At 56.1% G+C, this 23285-nt stretch carries 23 protein-coding genes; 8 read left to right on the top strand and 15 right to left on the bottom strand.

Annotation, left to right across the window (positions count from 1 at the left end; translation table 11 throughout):
• Window positions 1-76: 76 nt before the first annotated feature.
• The gene (locus J4859_RS09885) at window positions 77-2275 is read right to left on the bottom strand and encodes a lipopolysaccharide assembly protein LapB (protein WP_212329489.1); all 2199 of its coding nucleotides are present in this window, start codon (window positions 2273-2275) and stop codon (window positions 77-79) included.
• A gap of 481 nt (window positions 2276-2756) precedes the next feature.
• Here J4859_RS09885 and J4859_RS09880 point away from each other — a divergent pair, with 481 nt between their 5' ends.
• Window positions 2757-3083, top strand: a complete 327-nt coding sequence (locus J4859_RS09880) for a helix-turn-helix transcriptional regulator (RefSeq protein ID WP_212329487.1) — start codon at window positions 2757-2759, stop codon at window positions 3081-3083.
• 11 nt (window positions 3084-3094) lie between these two features.
• Here the strand turns inward: J4859_RS09880 and J4859_RS09875 are convergent, their stop codons facing one another.
• From J4859_RS09875 to serC, 4 genes are all read right to left on the bottom strand, one after another.
• Window positions 3095-4342, bottom strand: coding sequence for a diphosphate--fructose-6-phosphate 1-phosphotransferase (locus J4859_RS09875; RefSeq protein WP_212329485.1), 1248 nt, complete (start codon window positions 4340-4342; stop codon window positions 3095-3097).
• Window positions 4343-4532: 190 nt separating this feature from the next.
• Entirely contained in the window at window positions 4533-5792 is a 1260-nt protein-coding gene (locus J4859_RS09870) for a DUF1015 domain-containing protein (RefSeq protein WP_212329483.1), read from the bottom strand.
• A gap of 16 nt (window positions 5793-5808) precedes the next feature.
• Window positions 5809-6996, bottom strand: coding sequence for a 3-phosphoglycerate dehydrogenase family protein (locus J4859_RS09865; RefSeq protein ID WP_212329481.1), 1188 nt, complete (start codon window positions 6994-6996; stop codon window positions 5809-5811).
• 12 nt (window positions 6997-7008) lie between these two features.
• The gene (serC, locus tag J4859_RS09860; protein ID WP_212329479.1) at window positions 7009-8094 is read right to left on the bottom strand and encodes a 3-phosphoserine/phosphohydroxythreonine transaminase; all 1086 of its coding nucleotides are present in this window, start codon (window positions 8092-8094) and stop codon (window positions 7009-7011) included.
• A gap of 278 nt (window positions 8095-8372) precedes the next feature.
• Here serC and J4859_RS09855 point away from each other — a divergent pair, with 278 nt between their 5' ends.
• On the top strand, window positions 8373-9554 hold the full coding sequence (locus J4859_RS09855) for an acetate/propionate family kinase (protein WP_212329477.1): 1182 nt from the start codon (window positions 8373-8375) through the stop codon (window positions 9552-9554).
• 98 nt (window positions 9555-9652) lie between these two features.
• On the opposite strand, the gene J4859_RS09850 is transcribed toward J4859_RS09855, so the two are convergent.
• Complete coding sequence (locus tag J4859_RS09850) at window positions 9653-10534, bottom strand: aldose 1-epimerase family protein (RefSeq protein ID WP_212329475.1); 882 nt, start codon at window positions 10532-10534, stop codon at window positions 9653-9655.
• A 232-nt stretch (window positions 10535-10766) separates the two neighbouring features.
• On the opposite strand from J4859_RS09850, the gene pckA reads away from it, so the two are divergent.
• Window positions 10767-12356, top strand: a complete 1590-nt coding sequence (gene pckA, locus J4859_RS09845) for a phosphoenolpyruvate carboxykinase (ATP) (RefSeq protein WP_212329474.1) — start codon at window positions 10767-10769, stop codon at window positions 12354-12356.
• A gap of 91 nt (window positions 12357-12447) precedes the next feature.
• On the opposite strand, the gene pta is transcribed toward pckA, so the two are convergent.
• Window positions 12448-13431, bottom strand: coding sequence for a phosphate acetyltransferase (gene pta / locus J4859_RS09840; protein WP_256436874.1), 984 nt, complete (start codon window positions 13429-13431; stop codon window positions 12448-12450).
• Window positions 13432-14798: 1367 nt separating this feature from the next.
• Here pta and glf point away from each other — a divergent pair.
• The 3 genes from glf (at window position 14799) to J4859_RS09825 (ending at window position 17931) form a co-directional block, all read left to right on the top strand.
• Window positions 14799-15998, top strand: a complete 1200-nt coding sequence (gene glf / locus J4859_RS09835; RefSeq protein ID WP_212329472.1) for a UDP-galactopyranose mutase — start codon at window positions 14799-14801, stop codon at window positions 15996-15998.
• 8 nt (window positions 15999-16006) lie between these two features.
• The gene (locus J4859_RS09830) at window positions 16007-17041 is read left to right on the top strand and encodes a glycosyltransferase family 2 protein (RefSeq protein WP_212329471.1); all 1035 of its coding nucleotides are present in this window, start codon (window positions 16007-16009) and stop codon (window positions 17039-17041) included.
• A gap of 116 nt (window positions 17042-17157) precedes the next feature.
• The gene (locus J4859_RS09825; RefSeq protein ID WP_212329470.1) at window positions 17158-17931 is read left to right on the top strand and encodes a hypothetical protein; all 774 of its coding nucleotides are present in this window, start codon (window positions 17158-17160) and stop codon (window positions 17929-17931) included.
• Between the two features lie 405 nt (window positions 17932-18336).
• Here J4859_RS09825 and J4859_RS09820 read toward each other — a convergent pair whose 3' ends face one another.
• From J4859_RS09820 to J4859_RS09810, 3 genes are all read right to left on the bottom strand, one after another.
• On the bottom strand, window positions 18337-19308 hold the full coding sequence (locus J4859_RS09820) for a P1 family peptidase (protein ID WP_212329469.1): 972 nt from the start codon (window positions 19306-19308) through the stop codon (window positions 18337-18339).
• Window positions 19299-19907 carry a nucleoside triphosphate pyrophosphatase gene (locus tag J4859_RS09815; protein WP_212329467.1) on the bottom strand — a complete coding sequence of 203 codons (609 nt, stop codon included), beginning with the start codon at window positions 19905-19907 and terminating at the stop codon, window positions 19299-19301. The genes J4859_RS09820 and J4859_RS09815 overlap by 10 nt, the downstream gene beginning before the upstream one ends.
• A 75-nt stretch (window positions 19908-19982) precedes the next feature.
• Window positions 19983-20168: a ferredoxin gene (locus J4859_RS09810; protein ID WP_212329465.1), complete on the bottom strand. Its 186-nt coding sequence runs from the start codon at window positions 20166-20168 to the stop codon at window positions 19983-19985.
• A gap of 307 nt (window positions 20169-20475) precedes the next feature.
• Between J4859_RS09810 and J4859_RS09805 the strand changes: the two genes are divergently transcribed.
• Window positions 20476-20706, top strand: coding sequence for a hypothetical protein (locus J4859_RS09805; RefSeq protein WP_212329463.1), 231 nt, complete (start codon window positions 20476-20478; stop codon window positions 20704-20706).
• Window positions 20707-20814: 108 nt separating this feature from the next.
• On the opposite strand, the gene J4859_RS09800 is transcribed toward J4859_RS09805, so the two are convergent.
• The 5 genes from J4859_RS09800 to J4859_RS17735 form a co-directional block, all read right to left on the bottom strand.
• Complete coding sequence (locus tag J4859_RS09800) at window positions 20815-21213, bottom strand: hypothetical protein (RefSeq protein WP_212329461.1); 399 nt, start codon at window positions 21211-21213, stop codon at window positions 20815-20817.
• Window positions 21213-21449, bottom strand: a complete 237-nt coding sequence (locus tag J4859_RS09795; RefSeq protein WP_212329459.1) for a hypothetical protein — start codon at window positions 21447-21449, stop codon at window positions 21213-21215. Before J4859_RS09795 ends, J4859_RS09800 begins: the two co-directional genes overlap by 1 nt.
• Window positions 21446-21673 (bottom strand): hypothetical protein, encoded by a 228-nt coding sequence (locus J4859_RS09790; protein ID WP_212329458.1) that lies wholly within the window; start codon window positions 21671-21673, stop codon window positions 21446-21448. The genes J4859_RS09795 and J4859_RS09790 overlap by 4 nt, the downstream gene beginning before the upstream one ends.
• Before the next feature lie 488 nt (window positions 21674-22161).
• Complete coding sequence (locus J4859_RS09785; protein ID WP_212329457.1) at window positions 22162-22473, bottom strand: transposase; 312 nt, start codon at window positions 22471-22473, stop codon at window positions 22162-22164.
• On the bottom strand, window positions 22409-22702 hold the full coding sequence (locus tag J4859_RS17735) for a transposase (protein WP_371812246.1): 294 nt from the start codon (window positions 22700-22702) through the stop codon (window positions 22409-22411). Before J4859_RS17735 ends, J4859_RS09785 begins: the two co-directional genes overlap by 65 nt.
• A gap of 318 nt (window positions 22703-23020) precedes the next feature.
• On the opposite strand from J4859_RS17735, the gene J4859_RS09775 reads away from it, so the two are divergent.
• Window positions 23021-23197 carry a helix-turn-helix domain-containing protein gene (locus J4859_RS09775; RefSeq protein ID WP_212329455.1) on the top strand — a complete coding sequence of 59 codons (177 nt, stop codon included), beginning with the start codon at window positions 23021-23023 and terminating at the stop codon, window positions 23195-23197.
• Window positions 23198-23285: the final 88 nt, after the last annotated feature.

Raw genomic sequence — 23285 nt, 5'->3', positions numbered from 1 at the left:
CAGAGGATATGACAGGGGCTCCTGCACCGTGTGATGTAGGAGGCCCCTGTTTGTAACAATCGAATGGTGCACGGTGTCACCGATCCGGTTCGCCTTCCATCGAGTGGTTGATATCGACCACCACATCGTCGCCTGAGAGCATCGAGAGGGTGTCGATAAAGTTCTTCGCAACCGGGAAGACCTCAGCGTCAAAAGAGGCCCTGAGCGCATTGTAGAAGATCTCTGAGATCTCCTCTGTCGGTGCGATCGGGATCTGGTGTGAAGTCAGCTGATAGTCGACGCCCTTGTTGTTCTTGAGGGACAGGTAGGTGCCGGGATGCTTCTGCATGATCTGGTTGAGCGCGAAGGAGGACATCAGATAGGTGCTCGACGCGAACTGCATGCTGCGTGAGTAGCAGGCTGCAGCAGTCTTGTCGTCCCCGATCTGCTCAAAGATCGCGCCTAGTGCAGCATAGGTGGAACCCACGGTCTGCGGATCGTAGGCGATCTCCAAGAGCTTCGAGAGGGTGTTGCTCGCGGAGTGGATGTGCTGTTGGGAGGCTTGGGCACGGGCTACCAACAGAAAGCCGTTGGGATCCTGAGGCGCAAACTCGATGATGCGCCGTCCGAACTGCTTTGCCTTTTCGTTCTGCCCGAGCTCCAGGTTATCAGTCGCAAGCATCAGATGGATCTGGTAGTAGGAGTCAGGGAGCAGCGTGACCTTCTGATTCGGCTTCGCCTTCAGCTTGTTGTACATGACGCGGTCGGAATAGCTGCGGAAGAAGCGGTAGACCTCCTCGTCGCTGTCCAGGAACAGATGGTCGCTCTCGTAGTCGTCGAGCGCCTCCTCCAGGATATTGGATGCCTGCTGGGTCTGCTCAGTCTCCATACGCTGCGCTTTGTGGATCGCCTGCGTCAAGACATCGCCGTCGGTGAACTCACGCTCAATCGCCAGCGGGTCATGGGGGGAGAGCGTCCCGTCGATCAGCTTGGAGATCGTACGCTTCGCCGCTTCCTGGATGTCCTGATTCTTCTGGTTCTTGGTGTAGGTGAGCAGGGTGTTCACGTCCTGCGAGGTGGAGTTGCCGAGGTAGCGGCCGATGGTCTCCGCCAGCCGGACACGCTGCCCGCCTTCGTTGATACCGAGGTTGCGTACCCTGTCGGTGCCCAGGGCATAGGCCAAGGAATCCTGCAGGTTTCGCTTCGAGGTCTCAACCGGCTCATAGCGGAAGGGTGGGCAGAAGCGCTCATCGCTCAGGAAGAGGTCCTGGGGGATCGGGTTCAGCGTCTCGTTGTAGGGGTCCATGTGGGCATTGAACTGCGCGAATATCATGAGGGGATGGTGAATCTCGTCCAGGTTCAGCTGTGCGAATTGGGCACGGTTGAACTCGATGCTGTACAGGCACTCGCGTTTGTTGCCGGAGGTGTGCACTGCAGCCACAAAGACATGTTTGACTTTGGGGGTGCAGCGAAACGCTGCGGCAGCGAGGAGGATCCCGACGCGCATCGCATACTGGCTCGCCCCACGTTTGCGCATCAGCGCGGTCGTGGGGACAATGCGCTTGAGGCCCTGGACCCAGGCGGATTTGGGGAAGCACTGCGCCGGCGTGGTCTCCAGCTCAAAGGCGACATTCCCGTCCTGCATGTTGACGCGGTAGTCAGCTTCGAGGCGGTAGGGGAGCTTGAAGCTCTCCATCTCCATTGCTATGCCTTTTCTGACTGCCCATTCTCCGTCAGTAAAGTATTCGCCCTGCGTCGGCCCTTTGTCGCCGATCGTGGGGATCTGTGAGGTGATCGAGTGTGCCACCCGTTGGTTGATCTGATAGGCATCAGCTTCGCTCAGGTGCTCCGGGTCCTTGGTGTAGTTGAGTGCAAACTGCAGCGCATTGAGGGCGGCCTCAAGCCGCAGTATCTCAAGCTTTGCCCCATAGGAGACCCGGGGCTCCTGCGTCCGTAAATACAGAAGCTGGCTGCGCTCCAACTTGATCACCGTGAGGGGAGGAAGGGTTATGTCCTTTGAGAAGAGGCCGGCTTCCTCGAGCATACGGGCATAGAAGAGTTCCAGCTCGCTCGGGGGTCTTACGCCGCTTCTTCCCAAGTGGTCAGCCGTGAGCTCCTCGGCGGAGTCTGCCTGACGCGTCCTGATATCGCCGACCTGCGCCTTCAGCTCAGCGATTGCATTGTCGCTCTCCAATATGCGCATGGTGAGCGTATCGACGAGTTTCCCTGTTTCACCTCTATCATCGTGCGCGGAGCTCAGGCGCAACGATTCGTCTCTGTTATTCTCTTCATCCATCAAGTAGCTCCTATTGCCGATTATTCTCTCCCCACGCCACAAATAGTTTCTCTACAGTATGCATTGTTTACCCTTTTGGGTCATTACCAATCAGAAAGATAGATCCCTGTAAGAGGGGAACAAGGTAGTACGAACAAGCCTGAACAGGGAGGCAGCCTGCCCGATACAGCGTGGTTTGTCTCTCAAATGCTCCAGCAAATATTTTAGTAGCGTCGAAGAACAGTTCACTCTACAGGATGAGGGGTGAGTAATACCCAAGATCATAGTACAGACACCGTGAACGTAGGATCTCATATCGAAAAGGCCACTGTTGGAAAATCTAGCAGTAATCCTCTCTTTGTCTTCGATTCGACGTGGATTAGGGGAGACTCTATCGCTGCAATGAATATACCCGAAATGGGGTAAGAACAGAAGAGCACAGCTACAATCACAGCAATCAAAATATGATATCGCCAGAACAAGAAGGGGAGACGGAGCATCGATGTCTGAGATTAAAGCAATGGAAAAGGCAATGCAGGACGACGATATTATCTACAACGCCACACAGATCTTTGATGCTCTGTCTGACTACACCCGTTTCCAGATTCTCTGTGCGCTCTGCATCTGTGAGCATTCTGTAAGTGAGTTGCAGGAGCTCACTCACGTGTCCCAATCTGCCATCTCGCATCAGTTGCGCCTGTTGCGCGACCGAGGTCTTGTGGTCTCACAACGAGACGGGCAGCGCGTGCTCTACTCACTCTCTGACGATCATGTCAAAACCCTCATTGCAGTCAGCCTCGAGCACGCCCAGGAGAATCTGGGGAACTGAGTGCAGATGGCTTAGGCTTCCAGCGGATCGAGCGCCGCAATGTGGGCGGGGATACCGTCTATGGTGAGTTGGCTCACCTCGCCTGAGATCAAGGGACGCGCATAGTCGAGGTAGGCTTGGGTGACGTTCATTCCGTCTTCAGAGATCAGTGCATCCGGCATTGTTCGGATCTTGTTTGCCACCTTTGACACAGCGACAGTCTCAAGATGCGTCGCATAGGGGAGATCGCTGTCCCTCACCAGCGTAGTCATGACCCCTGTCTTGCCTGCGAGCACTGCGTTGACACCTGCGGCTCCGAGCTTGTAGGCCTCTTTCAGATCACAGGCGCTCGCACAGTGGCTGGCGCTGCGCTGTAAGGTGGACAGCTCAACTGCGCGGGTCTTCACGTGTAGCTTGTTCTGAATGGCCGAGGCGAGATAGCGAGAAGTGCCGGAAAGGGAAGCTTTGTGCCCAAAGGCATCCGTAGTGACGGAGCCTGCGCCCGCTTCGCTTAAGGGTACCCCTTCAGGCGTATGTAGCTCCTCGCTTGAGGCGATCACGACGGTGTTCTTCCGCTCTAAGAGCTCTCGGACCCGCTTGCAGAGTGCTTCGGCCGTAACCGGCCGCTCCGGTAGCAGGATGAGGTCCGGGCAGGGGAGCTCAGGGGCTGAGGCGAGCGCGGCTGAGGCTGCCAACCAGCCGGCATCGCGTCCCATGATCTCGACCACGGTTGCGCTCTTCAGGTCATAGACGCTCGAGTCCCGGGCGATCTCGCTCACACAGGTCGCGACAAATTTTGCGGCGGAGCCGTATCCCGGAGTGTGGTCGATCTCCATCAGATCGTTGTCGATCGTCTTGGGGACCCCGACAAAGCGCTGCGGCAGCTGATGCTGCGCTCCATAGGCGGAGAGCTTGTCAATCGTATCCATCGAATCGTTGCCCCCGAGGTAGAGCACTCCATCAGCCTGACGTTCATCGAAGTATTTGAAGAGCTGCTCGTAGTCTGAGGGATTCTCATACATATCGGGTAACTTGTAGCGGCAACTGCCGAGGTAGCTTGAGGGGGTGCGGGCCAAGAGTTCCAGATCACGCTTCGTGGGCAGCGTCTCAGTCAGGTCAATCGGCTCGTGCCCATCCAGCAGGCCTTCGATTCCGTAGCGCATTCCGAGAATGTGGATCTGGGCTTTCCGTGCCGCGCTGATCACACCTGCCAAGCTTGCATTGACCGCCGCAGTAGGACCGCCGGATTGCCCAACGAGAATCGTGTGTATGTCTGCCATAGTCAAACTCTCAAATCTCTCCTGATAGGGTGTCGATGCAGCCTTCACTATACGCTCTAACCCCCACTTTCACAGGATCAGGAAAGTCGTGTGGCGCGCCTAAAGGGGTACGCCCAAGCCCATATGGATACAAAAAACGGGGGTACTCAGTACCTGTGCTCCTTGGCTATAAGCGTTCAGTTGTGTCGAGCTAATGCTTCGCGGAGACGGCGCCCAACGGCCTGATAAAGAGGCCAGATCTTAGCTTTGGCTCAAACCAGGTGGACTTGGGCGGCATCAGCTTGCCCGCGTCCGCTGCTGCCATCACCTCGTCCATTGAGGTAGGGAACATCGAGAAGGCGATACCGTTCTCACCGGCAGCGGATACCAGCGCCTTCGTGCCTTCGATGCCGCCGACAAAGGAAATGCGGGGATCTTCCCGTGCATTTCTGATGCCCAAGATCGGCCCCAGCAGGCGGTCCTGCAGGATAGAGCAGTCGAGCCGTTTGACCGGATCGTGCTCCTCCGCTTCGGTGGGTTGATAGCGGAGAGTGTACCAGCTGCCGCTGACATACACGCCAAAATCGTGACGCTGTGCCGGAGAAGCCAGCTCACTGGACGGTCCGGATACCGTCGCAAAGCCTGCGGCGTTGGCTTTGGACAGGAACTCCTTTGTGGACAGTCCGTTGGTATCTTTCACCACGCGGTCGTAGGGCAGGATATTGAGCTGATTGGAAGGGAAGAGCACCGCCAGGAAGTAGTTGTAGGGCGCATTCGGAGAAGCGTCCGGATGCTGCTCCCGTTTGTGCTGTGAGACCTTGATGGCGCTCGCGGCACGGTGGTGGCCGTCGGCGATATAGGCGTTGGGGACGCGCTCCAGCATGGCCTCAATCGCATCGGTGGCATCCTTGCGGGCGACTCTCCAGACAATCTGGCGAACACCTTCATCGTCGGTAAAGTCGTAAAGTGGCTGTCCGGACATGGCGCCTTTGAGGATAACGTCGAGGACTGGCTCATCGCGGTAGGCGAGGAAGACCGGGCCGGTCTGGGCATCGAGCGCCTCGATGTGCCTGATGCGGTCCTGCTCTTTCTCAGGGCGGGTCGACTCGTGGCGCTTGATGGTGCCGTCGAGGTAATCGTCTACCGCGCAGGCGGCGACGATGCCGGTCTGTTGGTGACCATTGCGGATCAGCTGGTAGATGTAATAGCACGTGGCGTTGTCGGCGATGAGGGTGCCATTCTGCACGCAGTCGAGGTAGAGCTCACGCGCCTTCGTATAGACGTCGTCGGCATACATGTCGTGGCCATCTGGAAATGCAGTATCCGGACAATCGATCGCCAGAAATGAATCCGGGTGATCTTTCACATAGGCTTTGGCCTGTGCGCGGTCGAACACATCGTAGGGAGGGGCCGCAAAGGAAGCCGCCTTGTCAGGGGCTGGCCTCAGACATTTAAATGGAAGCGCATGCATCTCAACTCCTTATCCCTCAGCACTTGGTCGGGGTGATGATACGGATACGGTAAATACCCCCAATTTTCCCGAGGGCCTTAACCGTGTTCTGGTCCAGCGGCGTAGTGGTGTCAAGTAGGGTATAGGCGTGCGCGCCCTGTGCCTCGTTGGTCATGTGCTGAATGTTGACGGTGGTGTTGCCCAAGATGCTTGAGATCTGACCGATCATACCTGGGATGTTCTTGTGGAGCAGTGCGATTCTGCAGCCCTCCTTGACCGGGCCAAAGTCGCAGGCCGGATAGTTGACGGAGTTTCTGATCGTGCCGTTCTCGAGGTAGTCCTTCATCTCACCGATCACCATGTGGGCGCAGTTGTCCTCCGCCTCACCGGTGCAGGCCCCCATGTGGGGGGTGATCAGGGTGCGGGGCATCTTCACGGTCTTCGGGGTCGCAAAGTCGCAGATGAATTTCGAGAGCTTGCCGGACTCCAGTGCGGCGCCCACCGCGTCTTCGTCGATAATGTCAGCGCGGGCATAGTTCAGAAGCATCGCGTCCGGGGCCAGGAGGTCCAGCTGGTGGGTGCTGATCATGTGCTGGGTGTCCTCTTTGGAGGGGACGTGGACGGTCAGGTACTGCATGCCTCTGCAGACATCGTCGAGGGTATCGACGCGTTTGACTGCACGGTCGAGCTGCCAGGCGTGCTCAACGGAGAGGTAGGGGTCATAGCCGTAGACATCCATACCGAGGGCGACGAGGGCGTTGGCGACCTTCGAGCCGACGGCGCCCAAGCCGATCACGCCGACCGTGCGTCCGATCACTTCCTGGCCTACGAAGGCCTTCTTGTTCTTTTCGGCGTCCTTGACGACATTTGGATCATTCCTGTGGTCGATGACCCAGTTCATACCGTCCCAGGTGTCACGGGAGTTTGTGAGGATGAGGCCAGCCACGAGTTCCTTGACGGCGTTTGAGTTGGCGCCCGGAGCGTTGAAGACGACGATACCCCTCTCGGCACACTTCTCAAGCGGGATATTGTTGACGCCGGCACCGGAACGGGCGACGACCAAAAGATTTGGACCAAACTTGAGGTCGTGGATATCAGAAGCACGGACGAGAATGGCATCCGCTCTCTCGAGATCATCGGTCTTCTCGTATTCCTCACCTAGCTCAGCGACCCCGTCGCGGGTGATGCTCTTTGCGATATTGTCGATCACTTTTACGTAATGCATCTACTAACTCCTTTAGGCGTTGTGCCTCTCGAAATCTGCCATGTAGGCGACCAGGGTATCCACCGCTTTCTGAGATACTGCGTTGTAGCAGGAGGCTCTCATGCCGCCGAGGATACGGTGGCCCTTGACGCCGACCATGCCACGCTCGTTGGCGCCCTCGATGAACTCGGCATCCAGATCCTTGTTGTCGGTCGTGAATACGACGTTGGAGATGGAGCGATCCTGCGGCACTATGAGGCCGCGGAAGAGCTTGCTGTGATCGAGGTAGTCGTAAAGGGTATTGACCTTTTTCCAGTTGGCCTTTTCACGCTCCACCAGGCCGCCGGTGTCTTCAATCCAGTGGAAGACTTTGCCGCACAGGTAGATACCGAAGGTGTTCGGGGTGTTGAGCATCGAGTGCTTCGCAGCTTGCTTCTTGAAGTCCATGTAGTTGGGGCAGATATCGGCGCGTGCCGGGCCGTTCTCAATCAGGTCCTTGCGGACGATGATGACGGTGACGCCTGCCGGGCCGCCCGCCTTCTGGGCGCCCGCATAGAGGAGTCCATATTTGGAGATATCAAGCGGGCAGGCCAAGAACATGCTTGAGATATCGGAGACCAGAGGGACTTCTCCACCCTGGGGGAGCTTTTTTGCCATCGACCCATACACGGTCTCGTTCTGACAGATATAGACGTAGTCGAGATCCTGATCGATGGGGCTACTCAGGGGGGGGTAGCGGTCAAAGTGGGTGTCCTTGGTGGACGCCAGCACATCGACCTGCCCATACTTCTTGGCCTCTTCGTAGGCCTTCTCAGACCAGTTGCCTGCGATCAGGTAGCCTGCGTGGCGGTGGAACATCAGGTTCATCGGGATGCCTGCAAACTGTAGGGTTGCGCCACCGGAGAGGAAGAGCACCGCGTAGGTATCGGGAATGCCGTAGACGCGTCGCAGCGTCGCCTCGGCGTCATTGTTGATCGCCTCAAACTCTGGAGAGCGATGGCTCATCTCAAGAACACTCATGCCGGTGTCTTTGTATTCCACGAATTCGGACTGTGCCTCCTTCAATACACTCAAAGGCATGGCAGCCGGGCCGGGATTAAAGTTGAAAACACGCGCCATATAAGCACCTCCATAATGCAAAACGACGTTTCTTTTGGACGGTATCTGATTACCACTTTTCCAAGATGCCCTATTTACCCTAACCCTCCCTCATCCTCACAGGTGAGGGAGAATCTTTTATTATTCCAACGTTTACGTTTTCTAGACGTCACCCACCCACACTATATAGTAGTCTAGTGGTTATGGCCGCTTACCCTCTTCCAAGGACAATTACTCTTGGAATGGGGGGTACAAGTGAGGCAAGGCTATCAGCACAGACTTAGCATGAAGGAGATTGGATGCTTGTACTCGTAATCAACGCTGGCAGCTCATCGCTCAAATATCAGCTGCTCGACACCAAGACCCGCAAGGTTTTTGCCAAGGGCAACTGTGAGCGTATCGGTATCGACGGTTCCTTTATCGGCCATGAGGAAAACGGCGGCGAGAAGCAAAAGTTAGAAGTTGCACTTCCGAACCACGAGGTCGCAGTCAAGCACGTCTTTCAGATCCTGAAGGATGCCGATATCGATGCGAACAAGATCGGCGGCATCGGCCATCGCGTCGTTCAGGGCGGCTGGTACTTCCCAGAGTCCAAGGTCGTAACCGATGAGACGCTGGGTTGGGTCCGCGAGGTAGCACCTCTGGCGCCGCTTCACAACTATGCAGAAGCTGACGTTATCGACATCTGCCACAGGATGTTCCCGAACATCGGCAATGTGATCGTGACGGACACCGCCTTTCACTACAACATGCCTGAGAAGGCCTACCGCTATGCGTTGCCGCGTGACGTGGTTGACAAGTTCCACATCCGCAAGTACGGTGCACATGGCACCTCTCACCGCTACATCTGGAGAGAGACTTCAAAGTTCCTGAACGGTGACGTCCACCAGCTCGTGAGCTGCCACTTAGGCTCCGGCGCTTCCCTGTGCGCGATTCAGGATGGTCACTCCATGGACACCACGATGGGCCTGACCCCGCTCGACGGCCTGATCATGGGTACCCGCTGCGGCACCATTGACCCGGCAACGGTTTGCTACCTCGAGCGGGAGGGCCACTACACGGTCGACCAGGTCGATACGATGATGAACAAGCAGTCTGGCCTGCTCGCGCTTTCCGGTGTCTCCTCCGACTCCCGCGACATCGAGAAGGGCGCCGCTGAGGGCAACAAGAACTGCCAGATGGCGCTCGAGATGTTCTATTACCGCACGAGTCAGCTGATCGCCGAGATGGCGCAATCCATGCACGGTTTCGACACGATGGTTTTCACCGCGGGTATCGGCGAAAACTCCGACACGATGCGTAAGGGTATCGTGGATCAGCTCGCTTGGTTCGGCGTGAAGCTCGACGACAGGAAAAACGCCGTCAGAAGCGATGATCCGCGCATCATCTCCGCGGATGATTCTTCCGTCAAGGTCCTGGTTGTCCCGACCAACGAGGAGCTCATGATCGCCCTCGACGTCGAGGAGCTGCTCTCAAAGTAAGATACTTCGATAGCGTGACTGAGCAACAACAAAGGCTCCGCCGTTCATCTGAACGGCGGAGCCTTAAACGTTAGAGCTGTGCGAGTACACCTACCGCATTAGAATGGGCGGATCGTAAAGGTACGGCTCAGCTTCTGGCGAGGATCGAGCGTGAGGATGCCGCGCTTGTGCTCGAACACTCCGTCGTCGTCCTCACAATCGGCAACGCCGACCCAAGGTTCAACCGCTACGAAGGGCGCCTTATGCTCAGCGGACCACACCCCGAGATACGGGAAACCCTCAAAGTGAAGCTCGACGCCGTGCTGGCTCTTCTTGCCTTCGAGCTTGACGGTGCTGTCCGGCACGCTCTCAAAGGTGAGGGTCAGATACTTCTCAAAGAGGTCATGGGAGAGCGGTAGCGTGTCGCTGTGCTCCACCAGGGTCACCACCTTCTTGAAGTTGTGGATGCCATCGGCATTGATGCTTACGGTTTTGATATCAAAAGGTTTGCTGAATTTCAGCTCGTAGTCGTCAAAGGTCTCATCGGTCTTCCGGACCGGTACATCGAAAGCCGGGTGCCCGCCCAGGGTGAAGGGGAGCTTGACGCTTCCGGTATTGGTCACCGTGTAGGTTTGGCTGAAGACGCCATTGACGATCTCGTAGGTCATCTCGAGCATCCAGTTATAAGGGAAGGCCTCACGGGTCTCCGGTGTGGAGATCACTCGGTAATGCACCATATTCTTGTCTTTTTCGACGAGCTCATGCTCCATATCACGGGCAAACCCATGTCGGGTGAGATGGATATCGCCCTGCGCTGAGGTCGCGGTATCATCCTTCAAGACGCCCACGATCGGGAACAGGATCGGGGCAGAGCGCCCCCACCATCTCTCATCGCGCTGCCAAAGATATTCCGTCCCGTTCAATTGTAGGCTTACCAGCTGTGCCCCCTTGGAATCGAGGGTAGCTGTGACATGATCTGATTGGATAGTAGTTTGAGACATACTGACCTCCTTGAGCTGTCAGAGGTTGCAATTCCACCGACTTACTATTCGGTGGTTAAGTAAAATATATCCCCCTTAGCACGTTTAATATCCGCCGCAAGGCTAACAATTAAATTTCCTCATTTGCTTACGTTGTGTTAATAATTACGAAGATGGTGAAACGTTTTAGTAAGATTTACTATGGCAATGGAATGCTCCGCAGAAGACATTGGTTGGAAAGAGGTAGAAAACAATGTGTTCAAATGAGCTCACTCAATTGGGTATTCATACGGAGGGTACCGTGTTGGCAGACGCGCCGACACCGATACTTGTTGAAGAGGCTATCAAGCGGGACGAAGGAATCCTCACCTCAACGGGTGCGGTGAGAGTCAAGACCGGTAAGTACACCGGACGCTCCCCCCACGATCGATCTATCGTCGACACCCCGGATGTACATGACGATATCGCGTGGGGCTCCGTCAACGTGCCTATCAGCTCTGAGAAGTACGACCATCTGAAGCAGAAGATGGTTGACCACCTCTGCGGCGAGGATATCTTCGTCACCCACGCTATGGCAGGTGCTGACAGAAAGTATTCGAGAAAGTTCCTCGTGGTCACCGAACTCGCTAGCCAGGCGCTCTTTGTGCACCAGCTCTTGGTGAGACCGACCGCAGATGAGCTCAGAAACTACGGCAAGCCTGACTTCACCGTCCTTGCGGCACCGACCCTAAAGGCTGACCCGGCTACGGACGGTACCAACTCTGAGGCCGCCATCGTTATCAACTTCCATGAGCGCATCATCCTCATCATGGGTACTCGCTACTCCGGTGAGATCAAGAAGTCCGTCTTCTCTGTGATGAACTACCTCACGGTCAAGGAGAATCACGTGCTGCCGATGCACTCTTCAGTCAACAAGGACCCGAAGACCGGTGACACGTGCGTCTTCTTCGGCCTGTCCGGCACCGGCAAGACTACGCTGTCCGCAGATCCTTCCCGTGTGCTCGTGGGCGACGATGAGCACGCCTGGACCGACGACGACGTCTTCAACTTCGAGGGCGGCTGCTACGCCAAGTGCATCGATATCACCCCGAAGACCGAGCCGGACATCTTCAATGCGATCCGCTTCGGTTCTGTCTGTGAGAACGTCGTGCTCGACGACAAGCGCGTAGCTGACTACAGCGATTCCCGCTATACCCAGAACACCCGTGTCGCCTATCCGATCAACTACATCAACAACTCCGACCCTGCCGGCACCGGTAACCCTCCTTCGGTCGTGATCTTTCTGACTGCTGACGCCTTCGGCGTGCTTCCTCCGATCTCGAAGCTGGGCAAGGATGCCGCAATGTATCAGTTCATCTCCGGCTTCACCTCCAAGGTTGCGGGCACCGAGCGTGGCATCACGGAGCCGACCCCGACCTTCTCGACGCTCTTCGGTGAGCCGTTCATGCCGCTCGACCCTATGCTCTACGCCGATATGTTCGGCGAGAGGATGGAGAAGTTCAACACGAGAGTCTATCTCGTGAACACCGGCTGGACCGGTGGCCCCTACGGTGTGGGACACCGTATGGAGCTGCGCTACACGAGAGCGATGGTCACTGCAGCGCTCAGTGGTTCCATCGAGAACGCTGAGTTTGTCCATGATTCGGTCTTCAACGTCGATGTCCCGCAGTTCATCGAGAATGTCCCGAGCGAAGTTCTGAACCCGCGTGACACCTGGAAGGACAAGGACGCTTACGACAAGCAGGCTAACAAGCTCGCCGGCATGTTTGAGGACAACGCGAACAAGCGCTATCCGAACATGAAACCGGAAGTCAAGGCTGCAGGCCCGCATCCTAAGAACTAGTTCGAAGGACTATAGGTGCTAAAAGAGGGATCGGGGAGTTTGAACTCCTCGGTCCCTTTGATCGTATTCAATGTATGTGTGTGAGCGCGTACTAGTCCATCATCTGTGCCTGAACCGCGGTGATTGCGACGACGCCCACGATATCGGAAGCGGAGCAACCACGGGAGAGGTCGTTGACCGGGCGGGCGATGCCCTGCAGGATCGGGCCGTAGGCCTCAGCGTCTCCGAAGCGCTGGACGAGCTTGTAGCCGATATTGCCGGCTTCCAGATCCGGGAAGATCAGGACGTTTGCGTGGCCGGCGACCGTGGACTTCGGTGCTTTGAGCTTTGCAACGGGCTCGACGATTGCGGCATCGAGCTGAAGATCGCCGTCGAGCGCAATAGAAGGATCCTTCTCTTTTACGAGCTTCGTAGCTTCCTGAACTTTCTCAGGCACGTCGCCCTTGGCGGAGCCCATCGTGGAGAAGGAGAGCATAGCGACCTTAGGATCGGAGCCTATGTAGCGCTTCCAGGAGTTGGCGGAGGCCAGTGCGATCTCAGAGAGCTGTTCGGCATCTGGATCGATGTTGAGGCCGCAGTCTGCAAACAGGAGGGTGCCATTGTCGCCGTACTCCGGCTTCTTGGTGCACATAATGAAGAAAGCGCTGACGAGCTTGGTACCCGGGGCGGTCTTCAGGATCTGCAGGGCCGGACGCAGGGTATTAGCGGTGGAGTGGCAGGCACCGGACACGAGGCCGTCGGCATCCCCCTCTTTAACCATCATCGTGCCGAAGTAGGTGAAGTCATTCATCTGCTCGCGCGCCTGTTCAAGGGTGACGCCTTTCTTCTTGCGCAGCTCAGCGAAGTCCTGCGCATACTTTTCATGCTTGTCAGAGGTGACCGGGTCGATAACCTTAGCGCCGTCGACCTTGATCTTGTTCGGATCGCCGAGGATAATGAGCTTTGCGAGGCCCTCCTTGATGATCTCTTTGGCTGCCTCGATGGTACGGGGATCTTCACCCTCAGGAAGAACGATGGTCTTCAGATCGCTCTTCGCCTTTTCCTTCATTTGGTCAAGAAACTTGCTCAAATCAATCTCCTTTGTTGCGCCGACTGTACTATCAACTTGAACACCTAAGGGGGAAAAGTCCAGCTGAACCTGTCTGATAGCATGCGAGTCACCACACAACAACAATCTAGTGAAGGTAACAGATGGACTGCCCACATTCTACCATTGAGGCGCAGCAGAAGCTCTACATTTGAAGAGCGGGTCACACTACAGAGCTGCCTGAGAAGGATGGCTTTGCTGAGAAGTATCTGCCTGAGAGCTCAGTTAGCCTGTATGCTCCATCAGCTACGTGGCAGGGTCGAGCTCTGCCACGGCTAAGGCAGTGCGCCACAGAGCCAAACAAGGGCAGGCATCTGTAAGGAAAGACGCAAGAGCTGTTGTCACAGAACAGAATCTTCTGAAGAGCTCTTAGCTCACACACTGTGTAGAGGGCTACCTCTTCGAAGGTGGCTGGTCATCTGAGGCGTGCTGCAACCGCTCAGGGGCAGCAGGGGAGTTTGTCCGTAACGATTGTGGGGTGTAGAAGGACGCTTTATACCTACACTGACCAAAGCTTGCTGGGTATCCACAACTATAGCCTGCCTGAAAAGCTTAAAGGTGCAGGTCGCCTGTCCACCAGAACAAAGAAGAGCTCGCCACAAGCTTGAAAAGCGCCCCCAAAGACACGATGCGCACGCCTGAGGTTAGGCACAAGGGGGGTGCGATTTGGTCTTAAGGCACAAGACCAAAGGCGATAAGGCACACCTAACCTTGTCTGAGTGTCTGAGCCGTGAGTGTCTCATCCATCCCTGTCCTGGATACAACAGCTGCCAAGCGCCATACAGGCTTTCAGAAAGCTACAGGGCCACTGCAGCAAGCACCGCTACGCTATCTTTCAAAACCATCACAGCTGACAGGGGCTCCTGAGTTTGTAGACTCTTACAGCTAAAGGACATCTCAACGACGCTCATCTGCTGTGTCCACCTCCTACACTTCCTGTAACAAGGGGACTACTGTGCGGCACAACAGCGTAGCCTGCAGGCTCATCCCTTAAGGGGACCACAGTGTCACCTGCTCTTTTCAAGACATCATGTCGAAGCCTGGTGTAGCTCGTTGCCAAGAGAGATGTTGGACTACCACATACCGGGTGAACTATTCCGAATCAGAGCTAGATTGCCTCTATCAGACAGCCTGATTAGGAGTGTTCAAGGTACTCCTGCAAGGTAGGAATCTTCTTTGTTGCACCCTGCGATAAAAAGCAGGTACTTTAGATATGCTTTCTCACTGTTTAGGGTGAGGAAGCGGTTCCTCTTATAGAGATGCGTGCTAGAATCTTCAAAGAATACGTTGGTCGATGGGCGTTTTCAATTAGGTAAAAAGAGGGACTCATATACAGAGTCAGTCTGAGAGGTAGTATGAGCATTACACAAGGTCTGCCACAAGATTTTAAGCCTGATACCTACGACGCGTTGGTGATCGGCGCGGGGTATGCAGGTGCTGTATGCGCACGCCGCCTCGCGGAAGCCTGCAACTTCAAGGTCGCTGTCTTAGAGCGGCGCAACCATATCGCAGGCAACGCCTACGATTACTACGATGAGGCGGGGATTCTGGTTCACAAGTACGGTCCCCATATCTACCACACCTACAATGACCGTGTGCACACATTCCTTTCCCGCTTTACCGAGTGGACTGACTATCAGCACAAAGTGCTTGCCAACATCCATGGCGCGCTGATGCCGGTGCCCTTCAACCACCAGTCACTGAAGCTGGCCTTCGGAGAGGAGAAGGGTGAGAACCTCTACCAGAAACTCGTCGCGACCTTCGGGCAGGACAAAAAGGTTCCCATCATGGATCTGCGTGAGCAGGACGATTCTGAGCTCGAGGAAGTCGCAGACTACGTCTACGAGAACATCTTCCTCCACTACACGATGAAGCAGTGGGGCAAGACCCCGGATGAGATCGACCCGGCTGTGATGGGCCGTGTTCCAGTCTTTATCGGCGACGACGACCGCTATTTTCCGCAGGCGCCGCATCAGGGTATGCCGAAAGAGGGCTACACCAGGCTCTTCGAGAACTTGCTCAACCACGACCTGATCGATGTGTATCTGAATGTCGACGTGCGTGACATTATGAAGCTCAACGACACGACGATTACGGCGTGCGACAAACCGTACGGTGGAGAGGTTATCTATACCGGCGCTCTGGATGAGCTCTTTGGATTCGATGAAGGGGCACTGCCGTACCGCACGGTGGATATGGTCTTTGAGACGCTTCCGATTGACCACTTCCAGCCGGTCGGTACCGTGAACTATACGGTGTCTGAGAACTTCACCCGTATCACTGAATTCAAGAATATGACCGGGCAGGTGGTTCCGGGCAAGACAACCATCATGCGTGAGTATTCACGCGCCTATCTGCCGGGTATGGGCGAGACGCCTTACTACGTTATCAACGACCCAGACAACATCGCGCTCTACAAGTGCTACCGCAGCCGTGTTGAGAAGCTCGTCAACTTCCACCCGGTGGGCCGTCTGGCGGAGTACCGTTACTATGATATGGATGGGGTCACCGAATCTGCCCTCGAGCTCTCCGATGATATAATCTCGCATCATTAGGAGTCGCTGTGCAAAAAACAATAACTTTTGGCATTCCCTGCTACAACTCTGCGGCGTATATGGACCACTGCATCTCTTCTATCCTGGAGGGGAGCGATTACGCCGAGGACGTTCAGATCATCATCGTCGACGACGGCTCAAACAAGGACGACACGCCCCAGAAGGCGGACGACTGGGCCAAGGAGTATCCCACGATCATCAAGGCGGTCCACCAGCCGAACTCCGGCCACGGTATCGCCGTGCTCTCCAGCCTGAAGAGCGGCGATGGTGTCTACTACAAGGTCGTCGACTCCGATGACTGGATCGACAAAGAGGCCTTCCAGGCGCTGCTGACCACGTTGCGTACCTTTATCAAGACGGATACCCGCGTCGATCTCGTTATCTCCAACTACGTGTATGAACACGTGGAGGATGGGACCCACACGACCGTGAACTATGGGTTTGCGCTCCCGAAGGGGAAGATCATGACGTGGGATCAGATCGGCCACTTCAATATGGCGCAGAACCTGCTGATGCACTCGCTGTGCTATCGCCGCGATCTGTTGCTCAACGGTGGCATCCCGATGCCGGCGCACACCTTCTACGTGGATAACATCTACGCTTTTGTGCCGCTGCCCCGTGTCAAGACCCTCTACTACCTGGATGTCGATCTCTACCGTTACTTTATCGGTCGTGAGGATCAATCCGTCAACGAGTCGGTCATGACGAGCAGAGTGGACCAACAGCTGCGCATCACGCGCATCATGATGCACTCCTACCATCTGTACGATGATGTAAAGCAGACAAAACTGCGCAACTACATGATGAACTACTTCACGTTGATGATGGCGGCGTGCTCGATCTTCTCGAAACTCTCTGAGAAGCCGGGCGCTGACGAAGCTCTCAAGAACATCTGGACTGAGCTCAAGTATTACGACCCGAAGATGTACCGCCGGGCCCGTATGGGTCTGGTCGGCATCGCCACGAACCTCCCGTCAGAGACGGGCAAAAAGGCCACGATCGGTATGTTCCACATGGCTGCAAAGCTTGTGAAATTTAACTAGTATTCCTATACAGCACGTATCAACTGCCTCCTAGTTCCCGAAATGAAATCAGGAGGCAGCTTTGGTTTACTGGTACCTTAGAGATGAGCAGTACTCCCAGTCAGTAAGGTTGACCTATGGATACAGTACACGCAGCGCAGCAGCTCGAACAGATAGCTCAGGATATGGATACGATCGCCCGGTTCGTGGGTGCGCAGGATATTGAGGAGCTGACGGCTGCCGCAAGTGAGAGGGTGTTTGGGATACCTCAGGTGGATGTGCTGGTGCTCTTCGGGGGAGTGATTCTGGCAGGCGCGGATCAATTCGCGCAGGCGATGCGCAACGGCATTGCCACAACCTACGTAATCGACGGTGGGGTTGGCCACGCGACGCTTGCCTTTCGCCAGAGCGTACGGAACCTGTGTGTTGCAGTGGAGTTCTCCGATTCTGCCTCAGAGGCGGAGATCTTCGAGGCCTATCTGGAGTACATCTGTGGGCTCCACGCTGATCTGCTTGAGACGAAATCCACCAACTGTGGCAACAACATCACCAGCCTGCGGGACTTGCTGGCAGCGTACAAGGTTTCGTGCCAGTCCATGATCCTGATGGGTGATGAGACGATGCAGCAGCGCATCACTGCTGTGGCAGCCAAAGAGATGCCTGATATCAGGACCTTGAGCTTTGCCTCCTATCAGGCGAAGGTCGTGGTCGATGCTGAAGGAGCAAGCCCTGCCTGGGCGTTTAAGAATGAACCGCGCGGTACGTGGTGCAGGGACCACTACTTAGAGCTGCTGATGGGGGAAGCTCCACGGCTGACGGATACCGCAGACGGTTATGGGCCAAAAGGCAAAAACTTCATCGTGCCCGTGGGGGGGGTGCCGGCAGAGGTTACCCGTGCCTGGAACACCTAAGAGCGCAGTATCCGACCTGGTACGTCCTTCACGAGCCTCGTAACACTCATATAGATATATAGTCCTATAGTCCGCTACCTGGCTCTCACGTGCCGATAACAGCAATACAACTGTCCAGTCATCGTTTCCCTATCAGCAGAAATAGGGGACATACAGAAAGCTGTGCACCTCTGTCTTGGAGGATCCCGGTGCTTTACAACGTTTCTGTCTGTCCCCAGGCATACGGAGTAGGACGCTCCGCATGCCCTCAGTATACGACCATGGGAGTATCAATTGGCTGAGGTTAGCTTGATACCGATGATGCTGACGATCAGCAAAATCACAAAGAGCCAGATATTTCCCCATGAGTAATGGTCTCTTAGGCACAAAGCGCACATTATCGTGCAAGCGTCCAAGAATGTGATTCTAGAGATCCTGTGCGGCGATGAGCCCGTAGGAGCTTGTGGCCTGTTTGACCGCATCGACGATGGCTCCCTGGATGGCTCTCATTGCCATAGTCCCCACCAGGTCGATTGGAGCCTGCACATCACCGGTTGACATCACGAAAATCGTATCCCCGTCGTTTGAGGTATGGGTCGGGCAGATCGCATGGGCATAGCCGTCAGCGGCCATCTGTGCCACTTTGGTAGCCTGTGGCTTCGTGAGCTTCGCATTGGTGACGACACAGGAGATCGTGGTATTGGTGCGCTCTAAGGGCATCACCAGGTTGTCCCCCTGATCGATCAGTGCCTGTTCCTCGTCTTGGATCTGTGTCTTATCAGGGGAGAGTAAACCCGCGATCGGCTGCAGGGTGTGAGGGTCAACGACATTGCCGGCAGCATTGACCGCAGATAAAGCTCCGACCGTGAGCTTTCCAGTGTTTTCTACGGCCTCGCCGATCCCTGATTTCATGGCGCGCTCCATGCCGGCCAGCTTGCCGACCGTGCATCCGGTACCGACGCCTACGCAACCGCGCTCAAGCGGTTGCTCGCGTTCGTTAAAGGCGGCACGTACCGCATTGACGCCGTCTTCTGCGGTAGGGCGGACATCCGCCTTTCCACAGGTGAGGTCGAAGAGACAGGCTCCGGAGACGATCGGAACCACGCCGACGCCTACATCCAGTCCCATGCCACGCCGCTCAAGCTCTTCTGCGACGCCGACTGAGGCGGCAAGTCCATAGGCTGAGCCGCCGGAAAGGATAACTGCATTGAGGATCTGTACGGTCTCCTCAGGCCGAAGCAGATCGGTCTCACGGGTGGCAGGTGCCCCACCGCGGACATCCACCCCACCAGTGGCGCCTTCGGGGCATACAATTACTGTGCAACCGGTTCCTGCTTCTTTATTGGTGGCGTGTCCGATAAAGATATTGTTGAGATCACGCAAATGATTTACAGGCATACTGTGGTTCCTTTCAGGAGGTCCTCAAGCATCGTAGACGGGGCTACGGGAGCTAGCAATTCCCGTACGACGAGGGTGATCGGCAGCCCCATGATCGTATAGAAATCCCCTTCAATGTTCTGAATCAGCAGACGTCCGATGCCCTGTACGCCGTAACCACCTGCCTTATCAAAAGGCTCCATTGAAGCGACATAGGCGTCAATTTCAGTATCGGAAAGGGGATAGAAGGTGACCTGTGCCGTATCGACAAGATTTTTCTCGTAGTGGCTCTTTTGGTCGATCACACAGGCACCGGAGGAGACAAAGTGGGTTACCCCGGACAGTTTATGGAGCATCGCTTTGGCGTGCTTTGCATCGTGCGGTTTGCCCAAGACTTCACCGTTTGCTAACCAGACAATCGTATCAGCAGCAAGGATCAGCTCATTGGGATATTTGTCAGCAATGACCTGAGCTTTGCCGGTGGCGAGGCGGCGCACAAGGTCACGTGGGGCTTCATCAGGCTTGCGTGTCTCATCGATGTCGGCGGGCTCTATCTCAGGGGTAAAGCCGGCTTCGTGCAGGATCTGCAGACGTCTGGGAGACTGTGAAGCAAGAATCATATGGTATAGACTTCCTTAGAGTACAAAAAAGGCGAAGGCTTAAATGCCTTCGCCTTCTGTCAATCTGGATAGATGCTACTCGATCGTGATTGCGCTTGCCGGGCAGTTGTCGGCTGCTTCCTGTGCGGAATCCTCGGCGTCATCCGGGACTTCGTCTACGATGACAGAAGCGGTGCCGTCGTCACCGATTCCGAATACCTCAGGGCAGGAGCTTGCGCACATACCGCACCCGATACAATCCTCAGAAACTGTTGCCTTCATAATAAATCCTCTCGCTCGCAATACTTACGGATTTAAGTATTGATGAATATCTTGAGTCCCTCTCACTCAAGTCACTATCTTTTGTACCTTATTGGAGACAAAAAGGCTAGTGCAAATTAGATAAAATCTGTAGTTTGCCCGTCTTTAGCTTTTAGCACCATAATTCTTCAGGATCTGGAACATGGTCCGGAACCCAGAAAGCCAGCCCTGAGCTGGCTTTTTCATGCCTTGAAGCTTAATCCGGAAACTGCTTCCTGGTGGAATATATACATGGTGCTATGGTGCTTTCGTCTGACAGGGGTGGCAGATGGCCTACTTCCTCAAGAGGACGCGCAACAAAAAGGGGCTCTATCTCCAGATCTACGAGAGTCACTGGGACCCGGAGTGCAGGCATACCGCGAACAGGTCGGTAAAGGCGCTGGGCTACCTGGATGCGCTCAGGGAGAAGGGCATCGAGGACCCCGAGGCCCATTTCAGTGTGATGCCTTCTAATTGTCAAGTCGTTTTGAGCATGCGACTCTGGGCAATGATGTCGTAGTACAGCTCGCGCGCTATGTATCGCTTAACGGCTTAACGCATCGTATCGCCTCGAGCTTGGAGTGTCCCTTAGACATCTTGTGAGGCACCTAAGCGCGAGTCCTGTCGTCTATCTGCAGCCTTCCTGGCGCAGCGATGTGTATTGCGCTGTTCGCTGCCCTGCCAGCGCCCCTGTTGAACCTGTAGAGTGTCGTGAGCCCCGACGACACAGGACGCGCTGCCACCCCGCACAGCAATCGCGAACGACGACTCGCTGCTTGAGCTTCTCCGGATTGTCCCCCACTCTGATCATCAGCTGGACAGTGCCCCGCGAGCCGACGCACTTCTCCTCGAGGATGGCCCCAATGGTTGCACCGAGCTCGCCCACCTTATCGTCGAGGTCCTGGTAGCTACCGGCGAGCGCCTTGAGGGCGATGTGCGTGGGCGAGCGCAGGGTCGCGCTAGCCGGACGCGCCCGACCTTGATGCAGCGTGACCTGGGGACGAGGCGGGCGGTTGTCATCGCGCACTACTGGTCGCACACGGTGTCGGGAGCCGAGACAATCAGGGAGCGGATCTGCTCGATTGCGGCCTTGTGCGCCTTCAGTGCGGATGCCCTCGCCCTGGTCAGGACCCGCAGGCTCTCGACCATGTCGTCCCTACCCTTTACTGTCACGTACCGTGCCCCGCTCCTGGCGCCCTTGTGCGCCATCGCGGCGTCGTCCTTGTCCCTGCTGCGCCTGACGAAGCGGTCGGGGGTGCTCACCTCGACGACCTGCACGTGCTCGCGCGAGAGGTGCTTAAAGCAGCTCCGGCACCGTAGGTCCCTGTGCACTCCACGCCGAAGTGGGCCACCTCGCCGTTCGAGCGGGCCCACGCGAGCATCTCGGCGCACCCCCGCCTGCTCGTCGGGAAGAAGGTACGCTCGACCTCCGTCCCGCCGGTGTCGACGCCAACGTAGATGACCCTTTCCACCTGTCCTTGTTGCATGGGCGACCTTCAACTGCCTACGGCTGAACGATCGCCTCTACCATTTGCCTCTCGATCAGAACAGTAGGGGGATGCCTGTCAGCATCAGGCCTCTCTTCGGTCACGGGAGCCGTCAGGGCGAAGGCCCTAGTGGATTTGCGCCCCGGGCATCCGACAGATCACAAAAGCGACACCGATCAAGTCGGTTTTGTCATGGGTCAAGGCGCCGGGGGCACGTCCCCCACCAGACTCGCACATCCCGTCGGATAGCGAAGCATCTGGCATCTGCGAGTCTTATGTTTAGTCAAGTCAGAATTTCGTCTTTGAGCATGACTTCTTTTCGGGTTTCTGCTCTAAAATTTCGAGCCTTCGTTGATTCCTGTGGCTGAAGGCTAGGCGGCAGAGGCGGAGCGCTCCTTCCGGCGCTTCCTCAAGCGTTCCCTGTTGCGCTTCCTCCTTGCCTCGACCTTCCTTGCCTCCTCGGCCCTGTCCTCCCAGGGCATGGCAGGCTACAGGTCGGAGCAGCGCAGCATGAGCAGCGATACCAGGCTGTCGATGTTCCTGAAGCCATAGCCCATAGGCACCGTCACCTTGATCTTGTTGTTGATCGACTCGACACGCCCGTTGCCGATGCCGAGGTCGACAGCGGCCACCACATCTGCATGCCTGCACCTCACCTTCTTCTCGACGCCGCCCACAGGCGCGATCCTGCAGTATGCGGCGGCCTTCAGCCAGGCATCGAGCAGCTCCTCTGCCTCATGCGCATCCTTTGCGCGGAAGACGGCCCTTAAGGTCCTTCTTGAGCGTCCATGCCCGTGCAAGATGGCCCTCTGCGCGCTTCAGCTCCGAGAGCTTCTCCCTCTGCCGTGCGGTCAGGTTCTCGGGATTCTTCGCGAGTGCATACTGAGCTGTAATCTTTTGGTGGACAGTGGGACAGCAGGGACTGGCAACAGATATGCTCTGTCCAGATACCCACCTACCAACACCAGCAGATTGAAGCGATGAGATGTCGCTAAGCGCAAGCGAGATAGAGAAGGCAAAGTCCCGCACGAAGCCGGAAACACCCAAACACTACACTGAAGAAGTATTGCCTTGAGGCTATCGACTACTACAGGAAGGCACGTAAGGCCAACCCGAAGAAGAGCATCAGAGGATGCGCCGCGAAGCTTGAGGCCAACGACAAGACCTTAAACGACTGGGTCATCAAGCACTCAAAGACCAAAAGGGTCACCCAGGTAAGGACCGACGAGCACAAGGAGCTCGACAGGGCCAACAGGCGCATACACGAGCTCGAAAGCGAGAATGAGTTCCTAAAAAAGAGGCAGCCTTCTTCGCCGGAAGCCTCTGTTGAAGGACAGGTTTTAGCTCATGCTGGAGAAGAGGGCAACCTATAGCGTCTCGATGATGGCACGCGTACTGGAGGTGAGCAGGGCTCACTTCTACAGATGGCTCAAGGCCAAAGGCGGTGAGGACCTATGGGGTCCTATCAAGGAAGCCATCTGCGCGATATGGGAGGAAAGCGACAGGCGCTTTAGCTTTTGCTAGGTCTGATCCAAGCTCACAGGAGATCCGAAGTTACGCAAAATTTACAGGCACGACCCGCTACCGCGTGCGCAGGTGCATGGCTAAGCTA

Origin of the sequence: Atopobium sp. oral taxon 416 (assembly GCF_018128285.1) — a bacterium.
Lineage (GTDB): Bacteria > Actinomycetota > Coriobacteriia > Coriobacteriales > Atopobiaceae > Olsenella_L.
Note: the sequence above shows the minus strand (reverse complement) of the source record. Positions and strands in the feature narration are given on the sequence as shown.